Genomic DNA, 20,656 nt, shown 5'->3' with positions numbered 1-20,656 from the left:
CCCCCGGGCGCCCCCCCGGGCCCCCCGGGGCCGGGCCGTGCCGCAGTCATTCCGGCGCGCACGCTGGCGCTACCGACCCCTTATCATCCGAGATGCTCCGTTCCCGACGCCTGGCCCTGCTCTGCGTGGCCGCCCCGCTCTGGCTCGCCGCCTGCGCGAGCGTGACTCCGACCCGCACCTTCGATGCCGGCGAGACGGCCCGCACGGAAAACTATTCCGGGCGCTTTGCCGCGAACTACGTGCGCTATGGCCGCAACGAAGGCGTGCAGGGCAGCTTCCGGTGGCAGGAACAGGGCCGCAACGTGCGGCTCGATCTCGTCTCGCCGCTCGGCCAGACGCTGGCCGTGATCACATCGACGCCGTCGGGCGCGACGCTGGACCTGCCCAACGAGGCGCCGCGCAACGCGCCCGAGGTCGATAGCCTGATGGAGCAATCGCTCGGCTTCGCGCTGCCCGTGTCGGGCCTGCGCGACTGGATCCACGGCCGCCCCGCCGCGGGCGCGCCCGCGAATGCCACGCGCGACACCAAGGGCCGCCTCGATACGCTGACGCAGAACGGCTGGACCGTGCGCTACGTCGATTGGCAGGAGCCGCCCGAGGGCACCGCCGTGACCACCGCGCGGCCGCGCCGCATCGACCTCGCGCGCGACACCGGCGAATCGCCGCTGACCGTGCGCCTCGTCATCGATCCGGCCGCACAATAATTCATTCCCGCATGACCGCGACTCACACCTCTTCCGCAACGCTGCCGCCGCCGGACCTGCGCGACTGCGCGGCGCCGGCCAAGCTCAATCTGTTCCTGCACGTGACGGGCCGCCGCGCCGATGGCTATCACCTGCTGCAAACGGTCTTTCAGCTGATCGACTGGAACGACACGCTGCATTTCCACCGGCGCGAGGATGGCCTCGTCGCGCGCACAAGCGAGATCGCGGGCGTGCCCGCCGACACGGACCTCGTGGTGCGCGCGGCGCGCGCGTTGCAGGCCGCAACGGGGACCCCGTTCGGCGTCGATATCGCTGTCGACAAGCACCTGCCGATGGGGGGCGGCATCGGGGGCGGTTCGTCCGATGCGGCCACCACGCTGCTCGCGCTGAATCATCTGTGGGGACTGGGCCTGACGCGCGAGCGCCTGATGGAGATCGGCCTCGCGCTCGGTGCCGATGTGCCGGTGTTCGTATTCGGCCGGAACGCGTTTGCGGAAGGCATCGGCGAGGCGCTGACCGCGGTCGATTTGCCCGAGAGCTGGTTCGTCGTGATTCACCCTCGCGAGCATGTCCCGACCGCTGCAATTTTTTCGGATCAGCGCTTGACAAGGAATTCTCCTATCTCCATAATTGCGGACTTCGCTGCTCACACAAACAAGTTTGCTTTCGGTCGCAACGATCTGGAAGCGGTGGCGACAGCGAAGTTCGGCGAGGTTGCCCGAGCCCTTGCATGGCTGAGACAATACAGTCCGCATGCGAGGATGACCGGATCCGGAGCCTGCGTGTTTGCCCGTTTCGACGATGAGCAGACAGCGCAGCAGGTGCTGGATCGGTTGCCGTCCGAATGGGATGGCAGATGTGCGAAGAGTTTGTCGCAACATCCGCTCGCAGCTTTCGCATAGCAAGTTTTCGTCTGGCGTGACGTGGTAGTAGAGCGTGACGACAGGTGATGAAAGGTTGTGTAGGGGAGTCGCCAAGTTGGTCAAGGCACCGGATTTTGATTCCGGCATTCGAAGGTTCGAATCCTTCTTCCCCTGCCATTACTTCCTATAGTGTCCCCATGGACCGCAAGTCAGCTGACGTAGCCGCCGCCCCCGGCGGCCGCCAGCAACAACTCCCCCAGCAGCAAGACAGGTGCCCCGAATGAGCAGCGAAGGCTTGATGGTATTTACCGGCAATGCCAACCCCAAACTCGCGGAGGCTGTCGTACAGCACCTCGGCATTCCGCTCGGGAAGGCGCTTGTGGGCCGTTTCTCCGACGGTGAAGTCCAGGTCGAAATCCAGGAAAACGTTCGCGGCAAGCACGTCATCGTGCTGCAGTCCACCTGCGCGCCGACCAACGACAACCTGATGGAACTGATGGTGATGGTCGATGCGCTGAAGCGCGCGTCGGCACGCAGCATCACCGCCGCGATGCCCTACTTCGGCTATGCGCGCCAGGATCGCCGTCCGCGTTCCGCGCGTGTCGCCATCTCGGCCAAGGTCGTGGCCAACATGCTCGAGGTTGCCGGTGTCGAACGCGTGCTGACGATGGACCTGCACGCGGACCAGATCCAGGGCTTCTTCGACATCCCCGTTGACAACATCTATGCATCGCCGGTGCTGCTGGGCGACCTGCGCGAGAAGAACTACGGCGATCTGCTCGTGGTCTCGCCGGACGTCGGCGGCGTGGTCCGCGCGCGTGCACTGGCCAAGCAACTGAACTGCGATCTCGCGATCATCGACAAGCGTCGTCCCAAGGCCAACGTGGCCGAGGTGATGAACATCATCGGTGAAGTCGATGGCCGCAACTGCGTGATCATGGACGACATGATCGACACCGGCGGCACGCTCTGCAAGGCGGCCCAGGTGCTGAAGGAACGTGGCGCGCAGAAGGTGTTCGCCTACTGTACGCACCCGGTGCTGTCGGGTGGCGCGGCCGCCCGTATCGCGGCGTCCGAACTCGACGAAGTGGTGGTCTGCGACACGATCCCCCTCAGCGACGAGGCGCTCAGCTCGGGCAAGATCCGTCAGGTGTCCACGGCACCGCTGCTGGCCGAGACGTTCACCCGCATCATCAAGGGCGACTCGATCATGTCGCTCTTCGCGGATTCCTGATAAGATCGCGGGCTTTACTGGTTTTTATGCATTGGGGACCGGATTTCGGTCCCCAATGTGCTTCCCAAGGCTGTCTGGTCGCGGACAGCCTTATTCACATCTGGAACATTTGGAGTTAGACAATGAAAGTTATCGCTTTCGAGCGTAGCGTACAGGGAACGGGTGCGAGCCGCCGCCTGCGCAACGCCGGCAAGACCCCCGGCATCATCTACGGCGGCGCCGCCGAACCGAAGATGGTCGAACTGGATCACAACGCGCTTTGGCACGCCCTGAAGAAGGAAGCGTTCCACTCGTCGATCCTGGACCTGGAAGTGGCAGGCAAGTCCGAGAAGGCCCTGCTGCGCGCATTCCAGCTGCACCCGTTCAAGCCGCTGGTGCTGCACGTCGATTTCCAGCGCGTGTCGGCAACCGACAAGATCCACGTGAAGGTGCCCCTGCACTTCATGAACCAGGAAACCGCTCCTGGCGTGAAGCTGGGCCACGGCATCATCAACCACATCCTGAACGACCTGGAAGTGTCGTGCCTGCCGGCCGACCTGCCCGAGTTCATCGAAGTGGACCTGGCCAACGTGGAACTGAACCAGACCGTTCACCTGTCGGACATCAAGCTGCCGAAGGGCGTGACCGTGATCACCCACGGCGACGAAAACCCGGCTGTCGCCACGATCTCGCTGCCGGCTGGCGGCGTGTCGGAAGCGGCCGAGGGCGATGCTGCCGCAGGCGAAACGCCGGCTGCCTGAGCTCCCGCTTTGCACCAGAAAAACCGCCGGCTTGCCGGCGGTTTTTTTTCGTGCCCGGTTTCACGTATGCTTTGAGGCCGCACGACACACCCACCGACATTTCGCATGATCAAGCTCATCGTGGGCCTCGGGAACCCCGGGGCCGAATACGAAGCCACGCGCCATAACGCGGGCTTCTGGCTCGTCGATCAGCTCGCCCGCATGGGCGGCACCACGCTGCGCGTGGAAGGCCGCTTCCATGGCCTGGCCGGCCGCGCGCGGCTGTGGGACCAGGATATCTGGCTGCTCAAGCCCTCGACGTTCATGAACCGCTCGGGACTCTCGGTCGTCTCGCTCGCGCGCTTCTACAAGATCCTGCCTGACGAGATCCTGGTCGCGCACGACGAGATGGACCTGCCGCCCGGCTCGGTCAAGCTCAAGCGCGGCGGCGGCTCCGGCGGCCACAACGGCCTGAAGGACATCGCCGCGCATCTGACCACGCAGGACTACTGGCGCCTGCGCCTCGGCGTGGGCCATCCGCGCAATCTGCCCGGCGGTGCCGCGGGCGGCCGCGAGGACGTCGTCAACTTCGTGCTCAAGCCGCCGCGCAAGGAAGAACAGCAGGCGATCGACGAAGCGATCGATCGCGCCATGGACCCGCTCGGCCTGCTCGCGCGCGGCGAGTCCGAACGCGCGATGATGGCGCTCCATACCAACCGCTAACGGGGGAATTCGCATGACGGCAACACAGAAGGTAGCGATCGTGACGGCCGCGGGCAGCGGCATGGGCGCGGCGGCCGCGCGACGGCTTGCCGCGGACGGTTATCACGTCGGCATCCTGTCGTCGTCGGGCAAAGGCGAGGCGCTCGCCGCGGAGCTCGGCGGACTCGGCATCACGGGCTCGAACCAGTCCAGCGACGATCTGCAGCGCCTCGTCGACGCGGTACTCGCGCGCTGGGGCCGCATCGATACGCTGGTCAACAGCGCCGGCCACGGTCCGCGCGGCCCCATCCTCGATATCTCGGACGAGGACTGACATCGCGGCATGGACACCTACCTGCTCAACGTCATTCGCCCCACGCGGCTGGTGACGCCCGTGATGCAGCGTCAGCAGGGTGGCACGATCATCAATATCTCCTCGGCCTGGGCGTTCGAGCCGAGCGAGATGTTCCCGACCTCGGCCGTGTTCCGCGCGGGCCTGGCGGCCTTCACGAAGATCTTCGTGGACACGCACGCGAAGGACAACATCCGCATGAACAACGTGCTGCCGGGCTGGATCGACAGCCTGCCGGCCACCGAGCAGCGTCGCGACAGCGTGCCGCTCAAGCGTTACGGCACCAGCGAGGAGATTGCCGCGACGATCGCGTTCCTCGCGTCCGATGGCGCGGCCTATATCACCGGCCAGAACCTGCGCGTGGATGGCGGGCTGACGCGTTCGGTCTGAGCGCCGCCTGAAGAAAAAAACCCCGCTCGGCATGCGCCGCGCGGGGTTTTTGCTTTGGGACGGGGATATCGTTATATCCGGTGCCGAATCGAAGGCCTTCAGGCCACATGCTTGGCTGCCGTCAGCAGCCGGTAGCGTTGCATCAGCACCTCGTGCGTCTCGACCCGGTTCGGGTCCTTCGGGATGCATGCGACGGGGCAAACCTGCTGGCATTGCGGCTCGTCGAAATGCCCCACGCATTCGGTGCATTTGTTGGGGTCGATCTGGTAGATCTCCGGCCCCATCGAAATCGCTTCGTTCGGGCACTCGGGTTCACAAACGTCGCAATTGATGCAGTCGTCGGTGATCAGTAGCGCCATGGTGTTTCCTTCCGGCAATCCGCGCGCGCCCGACTGGCCGCTTCCTCACGAATCGCAGGCTCCATTCTATTCCTATTCGGCCTTGCCGATTTTCTCCTTGAGCCACCGCTCGACGGACGGGAACACGAACTTGCTCACGTCGCCGCCCAGCACGGCGATCTCGCGCACGAACGTGCCGGAGATGAACTGGTACTGATCGGACGGCGTCAGGAACATCGTCTCGACGTCGGGCAGCAGATAGCGGTTCATGCCGGCCATCTGGAACTCGTATTCGAAGTCGGACACCGCGCGCAGGCCGCGCACGATCACGCGCGCATTGTTCTTGCGAACGAAGTCCTTGAGCAGGCCGGAGAAGCCCTCGACGCGAACGTTCGGGTAATGGTTCAGTACCTCGCGCGCGATGCCGATCCGTTCCTCGAGCGAGAAGAACGGACGCTTGTTGGGGCTGTGCGCGACACCGACCACGAGCTCGTCGAAGATGTTCGACGCACGGCGGACCAGATCCTCGTGCCCCCGGGTCATGGGATCGAACGTACCGGGGTAAACCGCGATGACCATACTTCCTCCTTGGGGAGACCGCTCTAAAGAAACAACAGCGGCGTAGTGTAACGCCAAAATCCTTGATGACAAGGTCCCCGGTCTACGCGGTCTGTCCGGGCTGGCGATGTTGCAGCAGATGGAAATGGACCGCGCCCGCGCGCGCCTGACGCACGATCTCCAGCGCCGCGGGAACCGGCGCGTCGGGGCCGATCAGCGCGCGATCGGTCTCCACATAGACGGCGCCGCCGGGCCGCGTGAGCCGGGCCGCATGCTCGAGCGCGGGCCCGAGCCAGTCTTCGGCGAACGGCGGATCCAGGAAGATCACGTCGAAGCTGGCGGCCGGCATCTGCGCGGCCACCGCGAACGCGTCGCCCTGCACCACTTTCACGCCCGCCGCGTCGAAGCGGTACTGGTTGTCGCGCAACTGGCGCGCCACGCGCGGATTGGTTTCCACGAGCGTGACCGCGGCCGCGCCGCGCGAGGCGGCCTCGAAGCCGAGCGCGCCGGAGCCCGCGAACAGGTCCAGGCAATGCCAGCCGGTCAGATCCTGACCCAGCCAGTTGAACAGCGTCTCGCGGACGCGATCGGGCGTGGGCCGCAGCCCTTCGGCCTCGAGCACGGGCAGCAGCGAACGCTTCCAGCGGCCGCCGATGATGCGGACCTGGGCTGGCGTCTGGCGGGGACGGGGTGAGGCGGTGCGCCCGCGCGGCGCTTTCGCGACAGGCGGGCGGGAGGGAGGTTCGGAGGTGGTGGAAGCGCCGGATGCGCCATCCGCACCACCCCGGGTCTGGGATGCGTTACGCGAAGTCATGACAGGATTGTAGAGCCTGTCGGCCAATCCTTTTACTTGCCCGCCGACGGATTCCCTTCCGGACCACCCACGACCACGGTGGCAAGCCCTTCGGGATGCACATGGCGCTGGAATGCCGTGCGCACCTGGTCGCGCGTGACCTTGGCGATCTGCGCGGTCCACGTATCGAGGTAATCGAGCGGCAGACCGTACCAGCCGATATTGGCCACGTTGGTCAGCAGCTTGCGGTTGCTGTCGATGCGCAGCGGGAAGCCGTTGACGAGGTTGTCCTTGGCCGCGCGCAGTTCGGCATCGGTCGGGCCCTCGGCCACGAACTTCGCCACCACCTGGCGCACGAGCGCGAGCGCCTCGTTGGTGTTCTCCTTCTTGGTCTGCAGCGTGATGCCGAACGGGCCCGGCTGCTTGGCCGGCGCGAAGTAGCTGTCCACGCCATAGGTCAGGCCGCGCTTTTCCCGCACCTCGTCGGTCAGCCGCGAGCTGAAGCCGCCGCCGCCGAGCACGTAGTTGCCGACGAGCAGCGCGAAGTAGTCGGGATCGCCGCGCGCGATCGACGGCGCGCCGATGGCCACGCTCGCCTGTTGAGCCGGATGCGGAATACGCTGCTCGCTGGCCGCGATCTTCATCTGCACGTCGGGCAGCTTCGGCGCGGCGACGCCGGCGGGCAACCCGCGCGTGAGATCCTCGGCGATCGCCTCCGCCTGCTTGCGGTCGATCGCGCCGATCAGCGTGACCACGGCGCGGCTGGCGCTGTAGTTGTCGCGCCAGAACTTCACGATATCGTCGCGCGTGATGGACTCCACCGACGCGGGCGTGGCCGTCACGCCGTACGGATGGTTCACGTAGATCGTCTTCGACAGCGTCTTGTCGGCGATCGTGCCGGGCCGCGTGTCCGCCTCGCGGATCGCCGCGACCAGCCGCGCCTTCTCGCGCGTGATCACCGCATCGGGGTACGTCGGGGCCTTGATCAGCTGGCTCGCCAGCTTGATCGACTGGTCGCGCTCGGGCTCGGCCGTCAGCGTGCGCAGCCCCACGCCGCTGCGGTCGCCGCCCGCGGAGCCGCCGAAGTCGGCGCCCGTATCGGCAAACGCGTCCGCGATCTGCGCTTCGTTGCGGGCCGGCTGGCCGTCCTGCGCGCCCGCGCCCTTGTCGAGCAGCGCCGCGGTCAGCGTGGCCAGGCCCGCCTTGCCGGGTGGATCGTAACGGCTGCCCGCATCGAAATCGACATTGACGTCGAGCATCGGAATCGACGGACTCGGCACGAAGAACACCTTCGCCCCCGTCGACGCGGTCCAGTTCTCGATGGGAATCGCGGCGTGCGCAAACGACGCGGCCGCCATCATTGCTACACCGAGCGCCGCGCGGGCAAGTTGACGCGAATATCGGGACATCACAGTTCCTTAAAGACCCGTTCCGTAAAAAAGGGAGGCTATTGCCGCGCTCAGTGGCGCAGGCCTTCTGCCGCCGGCGAAGGCTTCGGCTTGTTGGGGTCGATCGGCTGCGGCAGCAGCGTCGCCACGGTAAGGTTGTCGTCGCTGAAGTATTTCGCGGCCACGGCCTGCACCTGTGCCGGCGTGACGGCCTTGATCTTGTCCAGCATGCGGTCGATCTGCTGCCACGGAATGCCCGCGATCTCGGCCACGCCGATCTCCATGCCCTGGCCGAAGACCGAGTCGCGCTTGTAGATCTGCCCCGCGATGACCTGCGCCTTCACGCGCTTGAGTTCTTCCTCCGACACGCCATCGCGCGCGATGCGCTGGACCTCTTCGCGCAACGCCTTCTCGATTTCCTCGGTCGTATGGCCGTCGGCCGGAATGCCGTCGAGCACGAAGATCGATTCGCCGCGGTTGATGCTGTCGTAGCCGACGTTCACATCGTCGGCCAGCCGTTTCTCGCGCACGAGCTCGCGGTTGAGCCGCGCGTTGTCGTAACCATCGAGCACGGCGGAGAGCACCTCGAGCGCGTACGGATCGACGTCCTTCTCCACGTCATGCAGGCGCGGCACCTTGTAGGCGAGGACGATGTACGGGTTCTGCGCGGGCGCCTTGACCCAGATGCGCTTGATACCCTGCTGCGCCGCCTCCAGCTGCGTCTTGCGCAGCGGCAGCGCGCGCGGCTTGATCTTGCCGTAGTAGCGCTCCGCGAGCTTGCGCACCTCGTCGGTCTTCACGTCGCCGGCCACCACGAGCAGCGCGTTGTTCGGCACGTACCATTCGCGGTACCAGGCCTGCACGTCCTCCACGCGCATGTTCACGAGGTCGTCCATCCAGCCGATGACGGGGTGGCGATACGGCATGGCCGTGTACACGGTGGCGAGCAATTGCTCGTAAACCTTGCCGCGCGGCGAGTCGTCGGTACGCAGGCGGCGCTCTTCCATGACCACCTTCATCTCGCGCTCGAACTCATCCTTCTTGAAGATGACGTTCGTCATGCGGTCGGCCTCGAGCTCCATCATCTTCGGCAGGTACTGCTTGCCGATCTGCTGGTAATAGAGCGTGAAGTCGCGGTTGGTCATCGCGTTCTCGCGGCCGCCGAGCAGCGCGATCTGGCGCGAGAACTCGCCGATGGGTACCTTGGGCGTGCCCTTGAACATCATGTGCTCGAGCATGTGGGCCACGCCCGTGGTGCCGCTGAGCTCGTCCATGCCGCCCGTGCGATACCAGATCTGGTGGACGACGGTCGGCGCGCGATGGTCTTCCTTGACGATCACGCGCATGCCGTTGGACAGCGTGAATTCGGAGGTGCCCGCCTCCGAGGACTGGCCGATCGCGGCCGCGGTGCGGGCGCCCGAGGGCGGTGCCTGCGGCGCGGGCGCGTTGACCGCCTGCAAGGGTTCCGCCGCCTGGACGAACGCCGGACTGGCAAAGGCCAGGGCGATCAGGGTCGGAACGACGCGCCGCGAAAGCTTTCGGCGCAGGGTGTCGGCGTTGTTGCCGGTGCGGCCGATGGAAGGGCGGCCGACAGAAGGGACCTCGGCGGAAGACTCGGCGGCGGAAGGCTCGGCGGAAAAGACAGCGCAATGGTTCATGCGACCCCGTCTGCTAAAATTTTGGCGATTGATTCTACCGGGTATTGTGACCCCTTTCCCAATGTTTAGTTTCTGGAAGAAGCGCAAGGCCGAACCGGCTCCTGCGCCCGCCGAGCCGCCGGTCGCAGCCCCCGTCGCCCCGCCCCCCACCCTCGCACCCGCGCCGACGCCCGCGCCGGCCGTCCCCCCCACGCCTGCGCCCGCGCCCGCGCCGATCCCGGCTCCGGTGCCCGTGCCTGTTCCGACACCGACCCCGATCCCGACGCCCGCCCCGGTGCCTGCGCCTGCGCCGGTGCCAGTGCCAGTGCCGGTTCCGGTCCCCGTCCCGGCCCAGGTGCCGCCCCCTCCCCCGGCGCCGGTCGCCATGGTGGCTCCCGCCGCCGTGGAGGAACTCGAACTCACGCCGCCCCCGGCCCCCACCGCCGAAGCCAAGCGCGGCTGGATGACGCGGCTGCGCGCGGGCCTCTCCAAGACCAGCCGCAATATCGGCACGCTGTTCGTCGGCGTGAAGGTCGACGAGGCACTGTTCGAGGAACTGGAAACCGCGCTGCTGATGGCCGATGCGGGGGTCGAGGCCACCGAATACCTGCTGGGCGAGCTGCGCCGCCGCGTGAAGAGCGAGCGCATCGAAACGGCCGAGGGCGTCAAGGCCGCGCTGCGCGCGCTGTTGATCGACCTGCTGCGTCCGCTCGAGAAATCGATGGCGCTCGGCCGCGAGCAGCCGCTCGTGATGATGATCGCGGGCGTGAACGGCGCCGGCAAGACCACGAGCATCGGCAAGCTCTGCAAGCACTTCCAGAACTACGGACAGTCCGTGCTGCTGGCCGCCGGCGATACGTTCCGCGCCGCCGCGCGCGAGCAGCTGACGATCTGGGGCGAGCGCAACAACGTGATGGTGGTGGCGCAGGAAAGCGGCGACCCGGCCGCCGTGATCTTCGACGCGGTGAACGCGGCCCGCGCGCGCGGCATCGATATCGTCATGGCCGATACCGCGGGCCGGCTGCCGACGCAGCTGCACCTGATGGAAGAGCTCAAGAAGGTCAAGCGCGTGATCGGCAAGGCGATGCCCTCGGCCCCGCACGAGGTGCTGCTCGTGATCGACGCCAACACGGGGCAGAACGCGCTCGCGCAGACGCGCGCGTTCGACGACGCGCTCGGCCTGACCGGCCTCATCGTGACCAAGCTCGACGGGACCGCCAAGGGCGGCATCCTCGCCGCCATCGCGCGCCAGCGTCCGGTGCCGGTCTATTTCATCGGTGTCGGGGAAAAGGTCGAGGACCTGCAGCCGTTCAGGGCCGACGAATTCGCGGACGCTTTGCTAGGTTAAAAAAAATCCCCGGAGAACCCGGGGATTTTTTTACTCGCTGTCCGGCTGCGCGCCGGGCGCGGCGTTGCGAAACGCCTCGAGTTCGAGGCACGCCTCGTTGATCCGCGAGATCAGCGGATAGCGGCTCATGTCCACCTTCAGCCGATTCGCGTTGAACACCTGCGGCACCAGGCACAGGTCGATCAGCGTCGGCGTATCGCCATACGCGAACTTCCCCACATGGCCGACGCGTTCGAGATTGACCTCGAGCGCGGCAAAGCCCTGCTCCACCCAGTGGCGATACCAGGTATCCCTCGCCTCGTCGCCGACGCCCAGTTCGTTCTTGAGGTACTTGAGCACCCGCAGGTTGTTGAGCGGGTGGATCTCGCACGCGATCTCCTGCGCGAGGCCCCGCACGATCGCGCGCTCGAGCGGATTGCCCGGCAGCAGCGGCGGATGCGGGTGCGTTTCGTCGAGGTACTCGATGATCGCCATCGACTGGATCAGCGGCTGCTGATCCACCATCAGCGTCGGCACCACGGCATCGGCATTGATCGCGCGGTAGTCGGCCTTCAGCTGCTGGCCGCCTTCCCTGAGCAGGTGGATCGGCGCGTAGTCGTAGGGCAGGCCCTTCAACGCGAGCGCGATCCGTACCCGGAACGAAGCTGAACTGCGAAAGTAGCTGTACAGCTTCATCATGCGTCAGGCGACCTTGACCGTCAGGTCGCCCACGCCTTCGACGTGGCAGGTCATGACGTCGCCCTTGACGATCGGGCCCACACCTTCCGGCGTGCCGCTATAGATCAGGTCGCCCGGCTGCAGCTCGAACAGCTTCGACAGGTACGACACCATTTCCGGCACGGACCAGATCAGGTCCGACAGATCGCCACGCTGCTTCTCGACGCCGTTCACCGCAAGCGTGACCGCACCCTTTTCCGGATGGCCGATCGCCGAGACCGGAACGATCGGGCCGATCGGCGCCGACTTGTCGAACGCCTTGCCCGTTTCCCAGGGTCGGCCCGTCTTCTTCGACTCGTTCTGCAGGTCGCGGCGGGTCATGTCGAGGCCCACCGCATAACCGAACACGTGGCTCGCGGCCTGCTCGACCGGAATGTCCTTGCCGCCCTTGCCGATGGCCACCACGAGTTCGATCTCGTAATGGACATTGCTGGAGCCCGGCGGATACGGGAACGTGCCTTCGCTGTTGTCCGCCACATAGCTCACCGCGTCGGACGGCTTGCAGAAGAAGAACGGCGGCTCGCGATCGGGGTCCGAACCCATCTCGCGCGCATGCGCCGCATAGTTGCGGCCCACGCAGTACACACGACGCACGGGAAAGCTTGCGCTGCTGCCTCGCACGGGAACGCCAACGGGGGCTTGCGGGGCGAATACGAACTCGGTCATCCAACTATCTCCAGACTCTGGTCTTTTGGGTTGCAATGCGGGCTGCAATGCGGGGCTGCAATGCGGATAAGCGAACTACCTCGGGTCGCGCGACATGCACGAGCCCGCGCGGCAGTGCAAGAGCATACACCCGGTGCCGCGCCGAAACATGTCTATCGTGTTTTCCACTTCCTAAGTCGGCGCGAATCTTGCATGATGCAGTGCAACCGAAGCGACTCCATGACCCGCCGCCACCCGCCCCCTTCTGCTCCTGTCCAGCCGGCCGCCCGCCCGCTGCGCATCCTTCTGGTGCGGGACCCCCACGACGAAGATCCGCTCAACGTCGAGACCATCCGCGCCGGCCTGGCGCAGGCAGGCTTCACGGAGGTGCATACCGTCGACGCGGACCTGCGGCTGCCGGACGTCATTTCCGCGCGGCAGCCGGACCTCGTGATCATCGCGTCCGAGTCCGCCGCGCGCGACACCATCGAGCATGTGTGCGTCTCCACCCAGCACGCGCCGCGGCCCATCGTGCTGTTCACCGACAACGACGATTCCGCGCGGATCAAGGCCGCGCTGACCGCCGGCATCACCGCCTATATCGTCGATGGCCTGCGCGCCGAGCGTGTGAAGACCGTGCTCGACGTGGCCTATGCGCGCTTCGAGCTCGACCAGCAGCTGCGCGCCGAGCTCGACGCCACCAAGCTCAAGCTTGCGGAACGCAAGATCGTCGAGCGCGCCAAGGGCCTGCTGATGCAGGCGCGCGGCATCGGCGAGGACGAAGCGTACAAGCGCCTCCGCAGCATGGCGATGGAGCGCGGCATCAAGCTCGTGGAAGCCGCCCAGCGCGTGATCGACGTCATGGTCTGAGCCCGACCGGCGGCGCACGCCGCTGGTGCAATGCACAACTGTGGCGCTGCCCCGCCCACCCGCGCGCCCTCCGCAGACTGCCTTTCAGGCACCTTTCGCACGCAATTCGCCCATTCGCACGCTGGCACATCACTTGCGTTAACAGCGGTCACGGCCAACGACGGCCGCGGCTGCACCGGTTTCAACCCACACAACTCGATGGATGCGCGCGCTCAAAGGCGAGCACGCGCCCCCGGACAACGACGTCCTGAACTGCACCCGATCCTGAACAAGGCGGGCGGCGGCTCGGGACGTTTTTTATTGGAGCCTTTCTCAATGCCTTCTCGCCTCAAGATCGCCAAGCCGCTGCGCGTCACCGCGGACAACGCCACCGCCGATACCGTTCCCGCGAGCCAGGGACGGCGCCGCGCGCTGGCGACCATCGCCGGTGCCAGCGTGATGACGCTCGTCGATCCGCTCGTGCGCAGCGGGGCATGGGCAGCAGGCTCCGATGCGCCCGAGAAATCCGAGGTGAAGATCGGCTTCATTCCGCTGACCGACTGCGCGTCCGTCGTCATGGCCTCCACACTCGGCCTCGACAAGAAGTACGGCATCAAGATCACGCCGAGCAAGGAAGCCTCGTGGGCGGCCGTGCGCGACAAGCTCGTCAACGGCGAACTCGATGGGGCACACGTGCTGTATGGCCTGGTCTATGGCGTGCAGCTCGGCATCGGCGGTCCCAAGAAGGACATGGCCGTGCTGATGAGCCTGAACCACAACGGCCAGGCCATCACGCTGTCCTCGAAGCTCGCCGAGAAAGGCGTGAAGGATGGGGCGAGCCTCAAGGCGCTGATGATGAAGGAGAAGCGCGACTACACGTTCGCGCAGACCTTCCCGACGGGCACGCACGCGATGTGGCTGTACTACTGGCTCGCGGCCAACGGCATCAATCCGATGCAGGACGCGAAGGCCATCACCGTGCCGCCTCCGCAGATGGTCGCGAACATGCGCGTCGGCAATATGGACGGCTTCTGCGTGGGTGAGCCGTGGGGCGCGCGCGCCATCGCCGACAAGATCGGTTTCACGGCCGAGACCACGCAGGCGATCTGGAAGGACCATCCGGAGAAGGTGCTCGGCACCACGTCCGACTTCGTGCAGAAGAACCCGAACACCGCGCGCGCGATGACGGCCGCGATTCTCGAGGCATCGAAGTTCATCGATGCCTCGGTATCCAACCGCCGCAAGACGGCCGAGACGATCGCCGCCAAGTCGTATGTGAACACCGACATGGACATCATTCTCGACCGCATGCTCGGTCGCTACTCGAATGGCCTCGGCAAGACGTGGGACGACCCGGACTCGATGAAGTTCTATCAGGACGGCGCCGCGAACTTCCCGTTCCTCTCCGACGGCATGTGGTTCCTCACGCAGCAGAAGCGCTGGGGCCTGCTCAAGGACCACCCCGACTACCTCGCGGTGGCGAAGCAGGTCAACCGCATCGACCTGTTCAAGCAGGCCGCCACCGCCGCGCAGGTACCGCTGCCCAAGTCGGACTTCCGCACCGCCAAGCTGATCGACGGCGTGGTGTGGGATGCCACCAAGGACCCGAAGGCGTACGCCGACGGTTTCAAGATCAAGGCCTAGTTTGTAGTTCGATTTTCTCTTTGTCGTGCCCCGCCTTCAGGAGCCAGACGTGAACGCCATTGTCCAGACCGCGCCCGAGCGCGCAGAGCCGTATAACGACCCCGACGCCAAGGAGCGTGCCGCGCGGCGCGCGCAGGAGATTGCCGCGCAGGAAGCGCGTGCCGCACGGCGCGAAGCGCTGTCCGGCCTCGTGATGAAGACCGTGCCCCCGGTGCTCGGCTTCGTGCTGTTCGTACTGGTCTGGCATGGCATCGCCACGCTGATCCCGGCGATTCCGACGCCCGGCAAGACGTGGGATGCCGCGGTGCCGCTGTTCTCCGACCCGTTCTACAGCAACGGGCCGAACGACCAGGGCATCGGCTGGAACGTGCTGGCCTCGCTGGCGCGCGTGGCGGGCGGCTTCGGCCTCGCGGCGCTCATCGGCATTCCGGCGGGCTTTATCCTCGGCCGCTTTGCGTTTCTCAACGCGATGATGGCGCCCGTGATCAGCCTGCTGCGTCCGGTCTCGCCGCTCGCGTGGCTGCCCATCGGCCTGCTGCTGTTCAAGGCCGCCAACCCCGCAGCGATCTGGGCGATCTTCATCTGCTCCATCTGGCCGATGATCATCAACACGGCCGTGGGCGTCACCCGCGTGCCGCAGGACTACCTGAACGTCGCGCGCGTGCTGGACCTCTCCGAATGGCAGGTGTTCCGCCGCGTGCTGTTTCCGGCCGTGCTGCCGTACATGCTGACGGGTGTGCGCCTCTCCATCGGCACCGCGTGGCTCGTGATCGTCGCCGCGGAGATGCTGACGGGCGGCACCGGCATCGGCTTCTGGCTGTGGGACGAATGGAACAACCTGAAGGTCGAGCACATCGTGATCGCGATCTTCATCATCGGCGTGGTGGGCCTGATCCTCGAGCACCTGCTGCTCGCGCTGGCCCGCCGCTTCAGCTACGGCAACAACTGACCGCACGGTGACCGCCATGGAAAAATTCGTCAGCATCGAAAACGTCGGCCAGACCTTCAAGACGCGCAAGGGACCGTTCGTCGCGCTGCGCGACGTGGACCTCTCCATCGCCGAAGGGGAATTCATCACGCTGATCGGCCACTCGGGCTGCGGCAAATCGACGCTGCTCAACCTGATCGCGGGCCTGACCACGCCGACCTCGGGCGCGCTGATCTGCGCGGGCCGCGAGATCGCCGGCCCCGGCCCCGAGCGCGCGGTGGTGTTCCAGAACCACTCGCTGCTGCCGTGGATGACGTGCTTCGAGAATGTGCACCTCGGTGTCGAGCGCGTATTCGGCGCCACCGAAAGCAAGGCGCAGGTCAAGGCACGGACCCACGACACGCTCGCACTGGTGGGCCTCACGCACGCGGAGAACAAGTATCCGCACGAAATCTCGGGCGGCATGAAGCAGCGCGTGGGCATTGCGCGCGCGCTCGCGATGCAGCCCAAGGTGCTGCTCATGGACGAGCCGTTCGGCGCGCTCGATGCGCTCACGCGCGCGCATCTGCAGGATGCGCTGCTGAAGATCGTCGAGCGGACGCGCAGCACGGTCGTGATGGTCACGCACGACGTCGATGAGGCCGTGCTGCTGGCCGACCGCATCGTGATGATGACAAACGGCCCGGCCGCGACCATCGGCGAGATCCTGAAGGTCGATCTGCCGCGCCCGCGCGACCGCGTGGCCCTCGCCGACGACAAGGCGTATCACGCATGCCGCACCGCGGTGCTGGACTTCCTCTACCGCAAGCAGCGCAATCCGGCGCTCGCGGAGGCCGCATAGGCCCTTCCGCGCGAGCAAGTCGGGTGGAGAGGGATGGCGGGGTCCGCTATCATGAAACCCATAAGCCATTCTCTCCCCACATCATGACGTCCGCCACGCAAGCCACGAGTTTTTCCGCCGCGAAGTACATCAAGGAGATCGGCCGCGGCGTCAACGGCGCGCGCGCGCTGCCCCGCGAAGACGCGCAGGCGCTGTTCGACGCCATGCTGGCGGGCCAGGTCTCCGATATCGAGATGGGCGCCGTGCTCATGGCGTACCGGATCAAGGGCGAGGCGCCGCACGAACTCGCGGGCATGCTCGAGGCCGCGCACGGCCACTGCATGCCGATCGACGCGCCGCCCGATCGCACGGTGGTGGTCATTCCCAGCTACAACGGCGCGCGCAAGCAGCCGAACCTCGTGCCGCTGCTCGCGCACCTGCTCGCGCGCGACGGCGTGCCCGTGCTCGTGCACGGCACGCGCGCTTTCCACGGGCGGGTGACCAGCATCTCGCTGTTCGAAGCGCTTGGCACGCCGCTGTGCGAGACCACGCGCGATGCGCAGGACAACCTGCGACTGCCGGCGGGCGGCGGGGCCGGCGGCAACGGACCGCTGGCTGTGCTGCCGATCGACGTGCTGTCTCCGGCCCTGACGCGGCTGCTCGACAAGCGCGCGATCATCGGCCTGCGCAATTCGTCGCACACGATCGTCAAGATGCTGCAGCCCGTGGGCGCGCATACGCCGGCCGAGGCGCTGCGGCTGTACAGCTACACGCACCCCGAATATCGCGAAACGCTGACGGATTACTTCTCGCACGAGCCGGCCAATGTCCTGCTGGCCCGCGGTACCGAGGGCGAAGTGGTGGCCGATGCCCGCCGCAGCGGCCGCATCGACTGGATGCACGACGGCCATCAGCGCACGCTGGTCGATCCGGTGGGCGGCTCCATCGGCGACGTGCCCGAACTGCCGGCCGGTACCGACGTCGATGCCACGGCCGCGTGGATCCGCAGCGTGCTCGATGGCACCGAGCCCGTGCCCGCGCCCATCGCGGCGCAGGCCGACGCGATTCGCGCCTGCCTGAACCAGGGCACGCGGGTGACGTGGGCTGACCCGGTCTGATCCAGGCCCGCCCTCAGGACTTGCGCGGGGGCAGCGGGATGCGCTCGGTCTCGCCGGGCACGCGGGGGAACTGGTCGTCCTGCCAGCGCTGCGAGGCCTCCTCGATGGCCTCCTTGCTGCTTGCGACGAAATTCCAGAAGATAAAGCGCCGGCCATCGGTCGGATCGCCGCCGAGCAGCATCACGCGCGACGGCTCGCTGGCCGTCAGCGTCACGGGCTCGCCCGGGGTGATCACCACGAGGTGCTCGGTCGGCACCGCCTCTCCATCGAGCGCGATCGTGCCCTCCACCGCATAGACGCCGCGCTGCACGTGCTCCGCCGGAATCACGAGGCTCGCGCCCGCGTCGATCTCGATCGCCACATACAGCGTGCGGCTGTAGACGCGCACCGGGGACTCGGCGCCAAACGCGTCACCCGCGATCACGGTCATGCGGACACCGGGCAATTCGATGCGGGGCAGCGTCGCGCCCGGATGGTGGTGGAACGACGGCGGATCGGCCTCGTGCGCCTGCGGCAGGGCCACCCAGGTCTGGATGCCATGGAGCCGCGGCCCGGCTTCCCGCGCTGCGTCCGGCGACCGTTCCGAATGCGCGATGCCGCGTCCGGCGGTCATCCAGTTCACGTCGCCGGGGCGGATCACCTGCTCGCTGCCCAGGCTGTCGCGGTGCATGATCTCGCCCTCGAACAGGTACGTCACCGTGGCCAGCCCGATATGCGGATGCGGGCGCACATCGATACCGCGCCCCGGCTCCATGGAGACCGGTCCCATGTGATCGAAAAAGATGAACGGACCGACGGTCTGGGCCGTCGCCGCAGGCAGGAGCCGGCGCACGGTGAAATCGCCCAGGTCCCGCACATGGGGCTTGAGCAAGTGTTCGATGACAGACATTGGGGACTCCGTGGGGAATGAAAAGATACGTCTGGACAGCCCTGAGTGTAGCGAATCCCGCAATACAGAATCTCGAATTCGCGACGAAACTGGAACGGTCCTCGCCCCTCTAATCTTTCTGTGAGCGCCAGCCTGCCGTCAAACCCATATGGGGCAAGGGCTGGCGCCTGCGCTCAGGGTAGCGAGCAAGGTTAAAAACTATTTGAACCGAGATTGCAATGGCCCGGAACTATCGACCCCATTGACACTCCAACTTAGCACTCGCCCGGCATGAGTGCTAATATCCGTTGCAGTGCTGTAGCCGATCCGATGTGGAGTACGCTACACCCGGCAATTTACCGCCGGTAGCGAAAGGAGTCATAGTGAACGCAGTCCTGTCTGCTGATCAAATCGCGCTGGGTCAAGCGAGCCCAGCTGCAGGTCAATCCCCGAGCCGCCGCCTGCCGGCGCCCCAGGCCAACGCCAGCTTTGCGCTGACGCTGCCGGGGACCCTGGGGAATCTGGATGCGTACATCCAGGCGGTACACCGCATTCCGATGCTCACCCCCGAGGAAGAGCAATCGCTGGCGCGCGACCTGCGCGACACCGAGTCGGTCGATGCGGCCCGTCGCCTCGTGATGTCGCACCTGCGTCTGGTGGTGTCCGTCGCCCGTCAGTACCTGGGCTACGGCCTGCCCCACGCCGACCTGATCCAGGAAGGCAATATCGGCCTGATGAAGGCCGTGAAGCGCTTCGACCCGGATCAGGGCGTGCGTCTGGTCTCGTACGCGATCCACTGGATCAAGGCCGAGATCCACGAGTACGTGCTCAAGAACTGGCGCATGGTCAAGGTGGCGACCACCAAGGCCCAGCGCAAGCTGTTCTTCAACCTGCGCAGCCACAAGCGGGATGCGCATACCTTCACGCCCGAACAGGTGGAAGCCGTTGCGCGCGAGCTCAACGTGAAGCCCGAGGAAGTGATGGAGATGGAAACCCGCCTGTCGGGTGGCGACATGGCGCTGGAAGGACAGGTCGAGGACGGCGAGGAAGACTTCGCGCCGATCGCGTACCTGGCCGACAACCACAACGAGCCGACCCGCGTGCTCGAGGCCCAGCGTCACGACCGCATGCAGGTGGAAGGTCTGGACGACGCGCTGGCGAAGCTGGACCCGCGTAGCCGCCGCATCATCGAGGCCCGCTGGCTGCAGGTCAACGACGACGGTTCGGGCGGCTCCACGCTGCACGAGCTGGCCGACGAGTTTGGCGTGTCCGCCGAGCGTATCCGCCAGATCGAATCGGCGGCGATGAAGAAGATGAAGGGCGCGCTGCAGGCTTTCGCCTGATATCGCCAGAAGGCAGGAAAAAGGGCCGGTCTCAGACCGGCCCTTTTTTGTTTGGCTCCCCGCTTGTTACGGCTCCAGCAGCGCCTTCAGATCGTGCGCGATCGGCTCCGGGCCCTGCCCGTGGCGAATGAACAGCCGCAACTGGCCATTGGGGTCGAACACGTAGCTGCCCGCCGAATGGTCCATCGTGTAGTTGTTCGGCGAGGTGCCCGGCACCTTCGCGTAATAGACCTTGAAGTCCTGCGTGACCTTCTTGAGCGCGTCCTCGTTCTCGGGGCGCAGGCCCAGGAAGCGCGCATCGAACGCGGGCACGTACTGGCCCAGCAGCGCGGCCGTATCGCGCTCCGGATCCACGGTGACGAACAGCACCTGCACCTTGTCCGCCTCGGGGCCCATCTGTTCCATCACGGCCTTGAGTTCGGCCATCGTGGTCGGGCAGACGTCGGGGCAGTGCGTGTAGCCGAAGAACATCACCACGGCCTTGCCCTTGAAGTCCGCGAGCGTGCGCACCTTGCCCGACGGGTCGGTCAGCGCGAAATCCTTGCCGAAGCCGGTGGCGCCGGAGATATCGACATTGCGGAACGTGGGCTTGGGCTTGCCGCAGGCGGCGAGCAGGAAGGCACAGCAGATCAGGACGAACGCCTGACGGCAGATGGAACGGAAAGACGTGGGCATTGGCGGATGGTTGGCGGAAGCAG

21 protein-coding genes, 1 tRNA gene and 1 pseudogene are annotated in these 20,656 nt (G+C 66.2%); 14 read left to right on the top strand and 9 right to left on the bottom strand.

The features are described 5' to 3' along the window. The first annotated feature begins 92 nt into the window (after positions 1 to 92). The 7 genes and pseudogenes from lolB (at position 93) to AAHB16_RS31155 (ending at position 4,964) form a co-directional block, all read left to right on the top strand. Entirely contained in the window at positions 93 to 704 is a 612-nt protein-coding gene (lolB, locus tag AAHB16_RS31185) for a lipoprotein insertase outer membrane protein LolB (protein WP_150372900.1), read from the top strand. An 11-nt stretch (positions 705 to 715) separates the two neighbouring features. Beyond that, positions 716 to 1,606 carry a 4-(cytidine 5'-diphospho)-2-C-methyl-D-erythritol kinase gene (gene ispE / locus AAHB16_RS31180; RefSeq protein ID WP_342052791.1) on the top strand — a complete coding sequence of 297 codons (891 nt, stop codon included), beginning with the start codon at positions 716 to 718 and terminating at the stop codon, positions 1,604 to 1,606. Positions 1,607 to 1,667: 61 nt separating this feature from the next. Continuing rightward, a tRNA-Gln gene (locus AAHB16_RS31175) sits at positions 1,668 to 1,744 on the top strand. Positions 1,745 to 1,847: 103 nt separating this feature from the next. Further along, positions 1,848 to 2,801, top strand: a complete 954-nt coding sequence (locus AAHB16_RS31170; RefSeq protein WP_150372902.1) for a ribose-phosphate pyrophosphokinase — start codon at positions 1,848 to 1,850, stop codon at positions 2,799 to 2,801. Between the two features lie 122 nt (positions 2,802 to 2,923). After that, a complete protein-coding gene (locus AAHB16_RS31165) occupies positions 2,924 to 3,541 on the top strand; it encodes a 50S ribosomal protein L25/general stress protein Ctc (RefSeq protein ID WP_109582188.1) in 618 nt (205 codons plus the stop codon). 105 nt (positions 3,542 to 3,646) lie between these two features. Beyond that, positions 3,647 to 4,243: an aminoacyl-tRNA hydrolase gene (gene pth / locus AAHB16_RS31160; RefSeq protein WP_150372903.1), complete on the top strand. Its 597-nt coding sequence runs from the start codon at positions 3,647 to 3,649 to the stop codon at positions 4,241 to 4,243. Between the two features lie 13 nt (positions 4,244 to 4,256). Further along, a pseudogene (locus AAHB16_RS31155) lies at positions 4,257 to 4,964 on the top strand (SDR family oxidoreductase). Positions 4,965 to 5,062: 98 nt separating this feature from the next. Here the strand turns inward: AAHB16_RS31155 and AAHB16_RS31150 are convergent. The 5 genes from AAHB16_RS31150 to AAHB16_RS31130 form a co-directional block, all read right to left on the bottom strand. Then, on the bottom strand, positions 5,063 to 5,323 hold the full coding sequence (locus AAHB16_RS31150) for a YfhL family 4Fe-4S dicluster ferredoxin (protein WP_109582191.1): 261 nt from the start codon (positions 5,321 to 5,323) through the stop codon (positions 5,063 to 5,065). A gap of 72 nt (positions 5,324 to 5,395) precedes the next feature. Then, positions 5,396 to 5,881 carry a pantetheine-phosphate adenylyltransferase gene (gene coaD, locus AAHB16_RS31145; RefSeq protein ID WP_150372905.1) on the bottom strand — a complete coding sequence of 162 codons (486 nt, stop codon included), beginning with the start codon at positions 5,879 to 5,881 and terminating at the stop codon, positions 5,396 to 5,398. An 82-nt stretch (positions 5,882 to 5,963) separates the two neighbouring features. Beyond that, positions 5,964 to 6,518 (bottom strand): 16S rRNA (guanine(966)-N(2))-methyltransferase RsmD, encoded by a 555-nt coding sequence (rsmD, locus tag AAHB16_RS31140; protein ID WP_150373894.1) that lies wholly within the window; start codon positions 6,516 to 6,518, stop codon positions 5,964 to 5,966. Positions 6,519 to 6,706: 188 nt separating this feature from the next. Further along, the gene (locus tag AAHB16_RS31135) at positions 6,707 to 8,062 is read right to left on the bottom strand and encodes a M16 family metallopeptidase (RefSeq protein WP_150372906.1); all 1,356 of its coding nucleotides are present in this window, start codon (positions 8,060 to 8,062) and stop codon (positions 6,707 to 6,709) included. 50 nt (positions 8,063 to 8,112) lie between these two features. After that, positions 8,113 to 9,699 carry a M16 family metallopeptidase gene (locus AAHB16_RS31130; RefSeq protein ID WP_150372907.1) on the bottom strand — a complete coding sequence of 529 codons (1,587 nt, stop codon included), beginning with the start codon at positions 9,697 to 9,699 and terminating at the stop codon, positions 8,113 to 8,115. A 61-nt stretch (positions 9,700 to 9,760) separates the two neighbouring features. Here AAHB16_RS31130 and ftsY point away from each other — a divergent pair, with 61 nt between their 5' ends. After that, positions 9,761 to 11,026: a signal recognition particle-docking protein FtsY gene (gene ftsY, locus AAHB16_RS31125; RefSeq protein WP_342052790.1), complete on the top strand. Its 1,266-nt coding sequence runs from the start codon at positions 9,761 to 9,763 to the stop codon at positions 11,024 to 11,026. Positions 11,027 to 11,056: 30 nt separating this feature from the next. Here the strand turns inward: ftsY and maiA are convergent, their stop codons facing one another. Beyond that, positions 11,057 to 11,701, bottom strand: a complete 645-nt coding sequence (maiA, locus tag AAHB16_RS31120) for a maleylacetoacetate isomerase (RefSeq protein ID WP_342052793.1) — start codon at positions 11,699 to 11,701, stop codon at positions 11,057 to 11,059. A 6-nt stretch (positions 11,702 to 11,707) separates the two neighbouring features. Beyond that, on the bottom strand, positions 11,708 to 12,409 hold the full coding sequence (locus AAHB16_RS31115) for a fumarylacetoacetate hydrolase family protein (RefSeq protein ID WP_150372909.1): 702 nt from the start codon (positions 12,407 to 12,409) through the stop codon (positions 11,708 to 11,710). Positions 12,410 to 12,628: 219 nt separating this feature from the next. On the opposite strand from AAHB16_RS31115, the gene AAHB16_RS31110 reads away from it, so the two are divergent. From AAHB16_RS31110 to ybiB, 5 genes are all read left to right on the top strand, one after another. Beyond that, a complete protein-coding gene (locus tag AAHB16_RS31110) occupies positions 12,629 to 13,258 on the top strand; it encodes an ANTAR domain-containing response regulator (RefSeq protein ID WP_150372910.1) in 630 nt (209 codons plus the stop codon). A gap of 315 nt (positions 13,259 to 13,573) precedes the next feature. Beyond that, on the top strand, positions 13,574 to 14,881 hold the full coding sequence (locus AAHB16_RS31105) for a CmpA/NrtA family ABC transporter substrate-binding protein (protein WP_342052789.1): 1,308 nt from the start codon (positions 13,574 to 13,576) through the stop codon (positions 14,879 to 14,881). Between the two features lie 49 nt (positions 14,882 to 14,930). Continuing rightward, complete coding sequence (gene ntrB, locus AAHB16_RS31100; RefSeq protein ID WP_150372912.1) at positions 14,931 to 15,830, top strand: nitrate ABC transporter permease; 900 nt, start codon at positions 14,931 to 14,933, stop codon at positions 15,828 to 15,830. Positions 15,831 to 15,846: 16 nt separating this feature from the next. After that, positions 15,847 to 16,650, top strand: coding sequence for an ABC transporter ATP-binding protein (locus tag AAHB16_RS31095; protein WP_150372913.1), 804 nt, complete (start codon positions 15,847 to 15,849; stop codon positions 16,648 to 16,650). An 83-nt stretch (positions 16,651 to 16,733) separates the two neighbouring features. Then, positions 16,734 to 17,747, top strand: a complete 1,014-nt coding sequence (gene ybiB, locus AAHB16_RS31090) for a DNA-binding protein YbiB (protein ID WP_150372914.1) — start codon at positions 16,734 to 16,736, stop codon at positions 17,745 to 17,747. Between the two features lie 13 nt (positions 17,748 to 17,760). On the opposite strand, the gene AAHB16_RS31085 is transcribed toward ybiB, so the two are convergent. Continuing rightward, a complete protein-coding gene (locus AAHB16_RS31085; RefSeq protein WP_150372915.1) occupies positions 17,761 to 18,636 on the bottom strand; it encodes a pirin family protein in 876 nt (291 codons plus the stop codon). Between the two features lie 362 nt (positions 18,637 to 18,998). Between AAHB16_RS31085 and rpoH the strand changes: the two genes are divergently transcribed. Continuing rightward, positions 18,999 to 19,958 carry an RNA polymerase sigma factor RpoH gene (rpoH, locus tag AAHB16_RS31080; protein ID WP_411859795.1) on the top strand — a complete coding sequence of 320 codons (960 nt, stop codon included), beginning with the start codon at positions 18,999 to 19,001 and terminating at the stop codon, positions 19,956 to 19,958. 66 nt (positions 19,959 to 20,024) lie between these two features. On the opposite strand, the gene AAHB16_RS31075 is transcribed toward rpoH, so the two are convergent. Then, the gene (locus AAHB16_RS31075) at positions 20,025 to 20,633 is read right to left on the bottom strand and encodes an SCO family protein (protein ID WP_150372916.1); all 609 of its coding nucleotides are present in this window, start codon (positions 20,631 to 20,633) and stop codon (positions 20,025 to 20,027) included. Between the last annotated feature and the right edge of the window lie 23 nt (positions 20,634 to 20,656).

This window comes from Cupriavidus sp. OTU4054, from assembly GCF_038440175.1.
Taxonomy (GTDB): domain Bacteria; phylum Pseudomonadota; class Gammaproteobacteria; order Burkholderiales; family Burkholderiaceae; genus Cupriavidus; species Cupriavidus pauculus_D.
This window is presented reverse-complemented; position numbering and strand designations above follow the sequence as displayed.

Bases quoted from the DNA above. Each gene is read 5' to 3' on its own strand.
- AAHB16_RS31115 (WP_150372909.1), bottom strand. From the start codon at position 12,409: ATGACCGAGTTCGTATTCGCCCCGCAAGCCCCCGTTGGCGTTCCCGTG.
- AAHB16_RS31085 (WP_150372915.1), bottom strand. From the start codon at position 18,636: ATGTCTGTCATCGAACACTTGCTCAAGCCCCATGTGCGGGACCTGGGC.
- AAHB16_RS31170 (WP_150372902.1), top strand. From the start codon at position 1,848: ATGAGCAGCGAAGGCTTGATGGTATTTACCGGCAATGCCAACCCCAAA.
- AAHB16_RS31165 (WP_109582188.1), top strand. From the start codon at position 2,924: ATGAAAGTTATCGCTTTCGAGCGTAGCGTACAGGGAACGGGTGCGAGC.
- lolB (WP_150372900.1), top strand. From the start codon at position 93: ATGCTCCGTTCCCGACGCCTGGCCCTGCTCTGCGTGGCCGCCCCGCTC.
- pth (WP_150372903.1), top strand. From the start codon at position 3,647: ATGATCAAGCTCATCGTGGGCCTCGGGAACCCCGGGGCCGAATACGAA.
- AAHB16_RS31095 (WP_150372913.1), top strand. From the start codon at position 15,847: ATGGAAAAATTCGTCAGCATCGAAAACGTCGGCCAGACCTTCAAGACG.
- ybiB (WP_150372914.1), top strand. From the start codon at position 16,734: ATGACGTCCGCCACGCAAGCCACGAGTTTTTCCGCCGCGAAGTACATC.
- AAHB16_RS31135 (WP_150372906.1), bottom strand. From the start codon at position 8,062: ATGTCCCGATATTCGCGTCAACTTGCCCGCGCGGCGCTCGGTGTAGCA.
- AAHB16_RS31130 (WP_150372907.1), bottom strand. From the start codon at position 9,699: ATGAACCATTGCGCTGTCTTTTCCGCCGAGCCTTCCGCCGCCGAGTCT.
- ftsY (WP_342052790.1), top strand. From the start codon at position 9,761: ATGTTTAGTTTCTGGAAGAAGCGCAAGGCCGAACCGGCTCCTGCGCCC.
- AAHB16_RS31075 (WP_150372916.1), bottom strand. From the start codon at position 20,633: ATGCCCACGTCTTTCCGTTCCATCTGCCGTCAGGCGTTCGTCCTGATC.
- AAHB16_RS31105 (WP_342052789.1), top strand. From the start codon at position 13,574: ATGCCTTCTCGCCTCAAGATCGCCAAGCCGCTGCGCGTCACCGCGGAC.
- AAHB16_RS31150 (WP_109582191.1), bottom strand. From the start codon at position 5,323: ATGGCGCTACTGATCACCGACGACTGCATCAATTGCGACGTTTGTGAA.
- coaD (WP_150372905.1), bottom strand. From the start codon at position 5,881: ATGGTCATCGCGGTTTACCCCGGTACGTTCGATCCCATGACCCGGGGG.
- ispE (WP_342052791.1), top strand. From the start codon at position 716: ATGACCGCGACTCACACCTCTTCCGCAACGCTGCCGCCGCCGGACCTG.
- AAHB16_RS31110 (WP_150372910.1), top strand. From the start codon at position 12,629: ATGACCCGCCGCCACCCGCCCCCTTCTGCTCCTGTCCAGCCGGCCGCC.
- maiA (WP_342052793.1), bottom strand. From the start codon at position 11,701: ATGAAGCTGTACAGCTACTTTCGCAGTTCAGCTTCGTTCCGGGTACGG.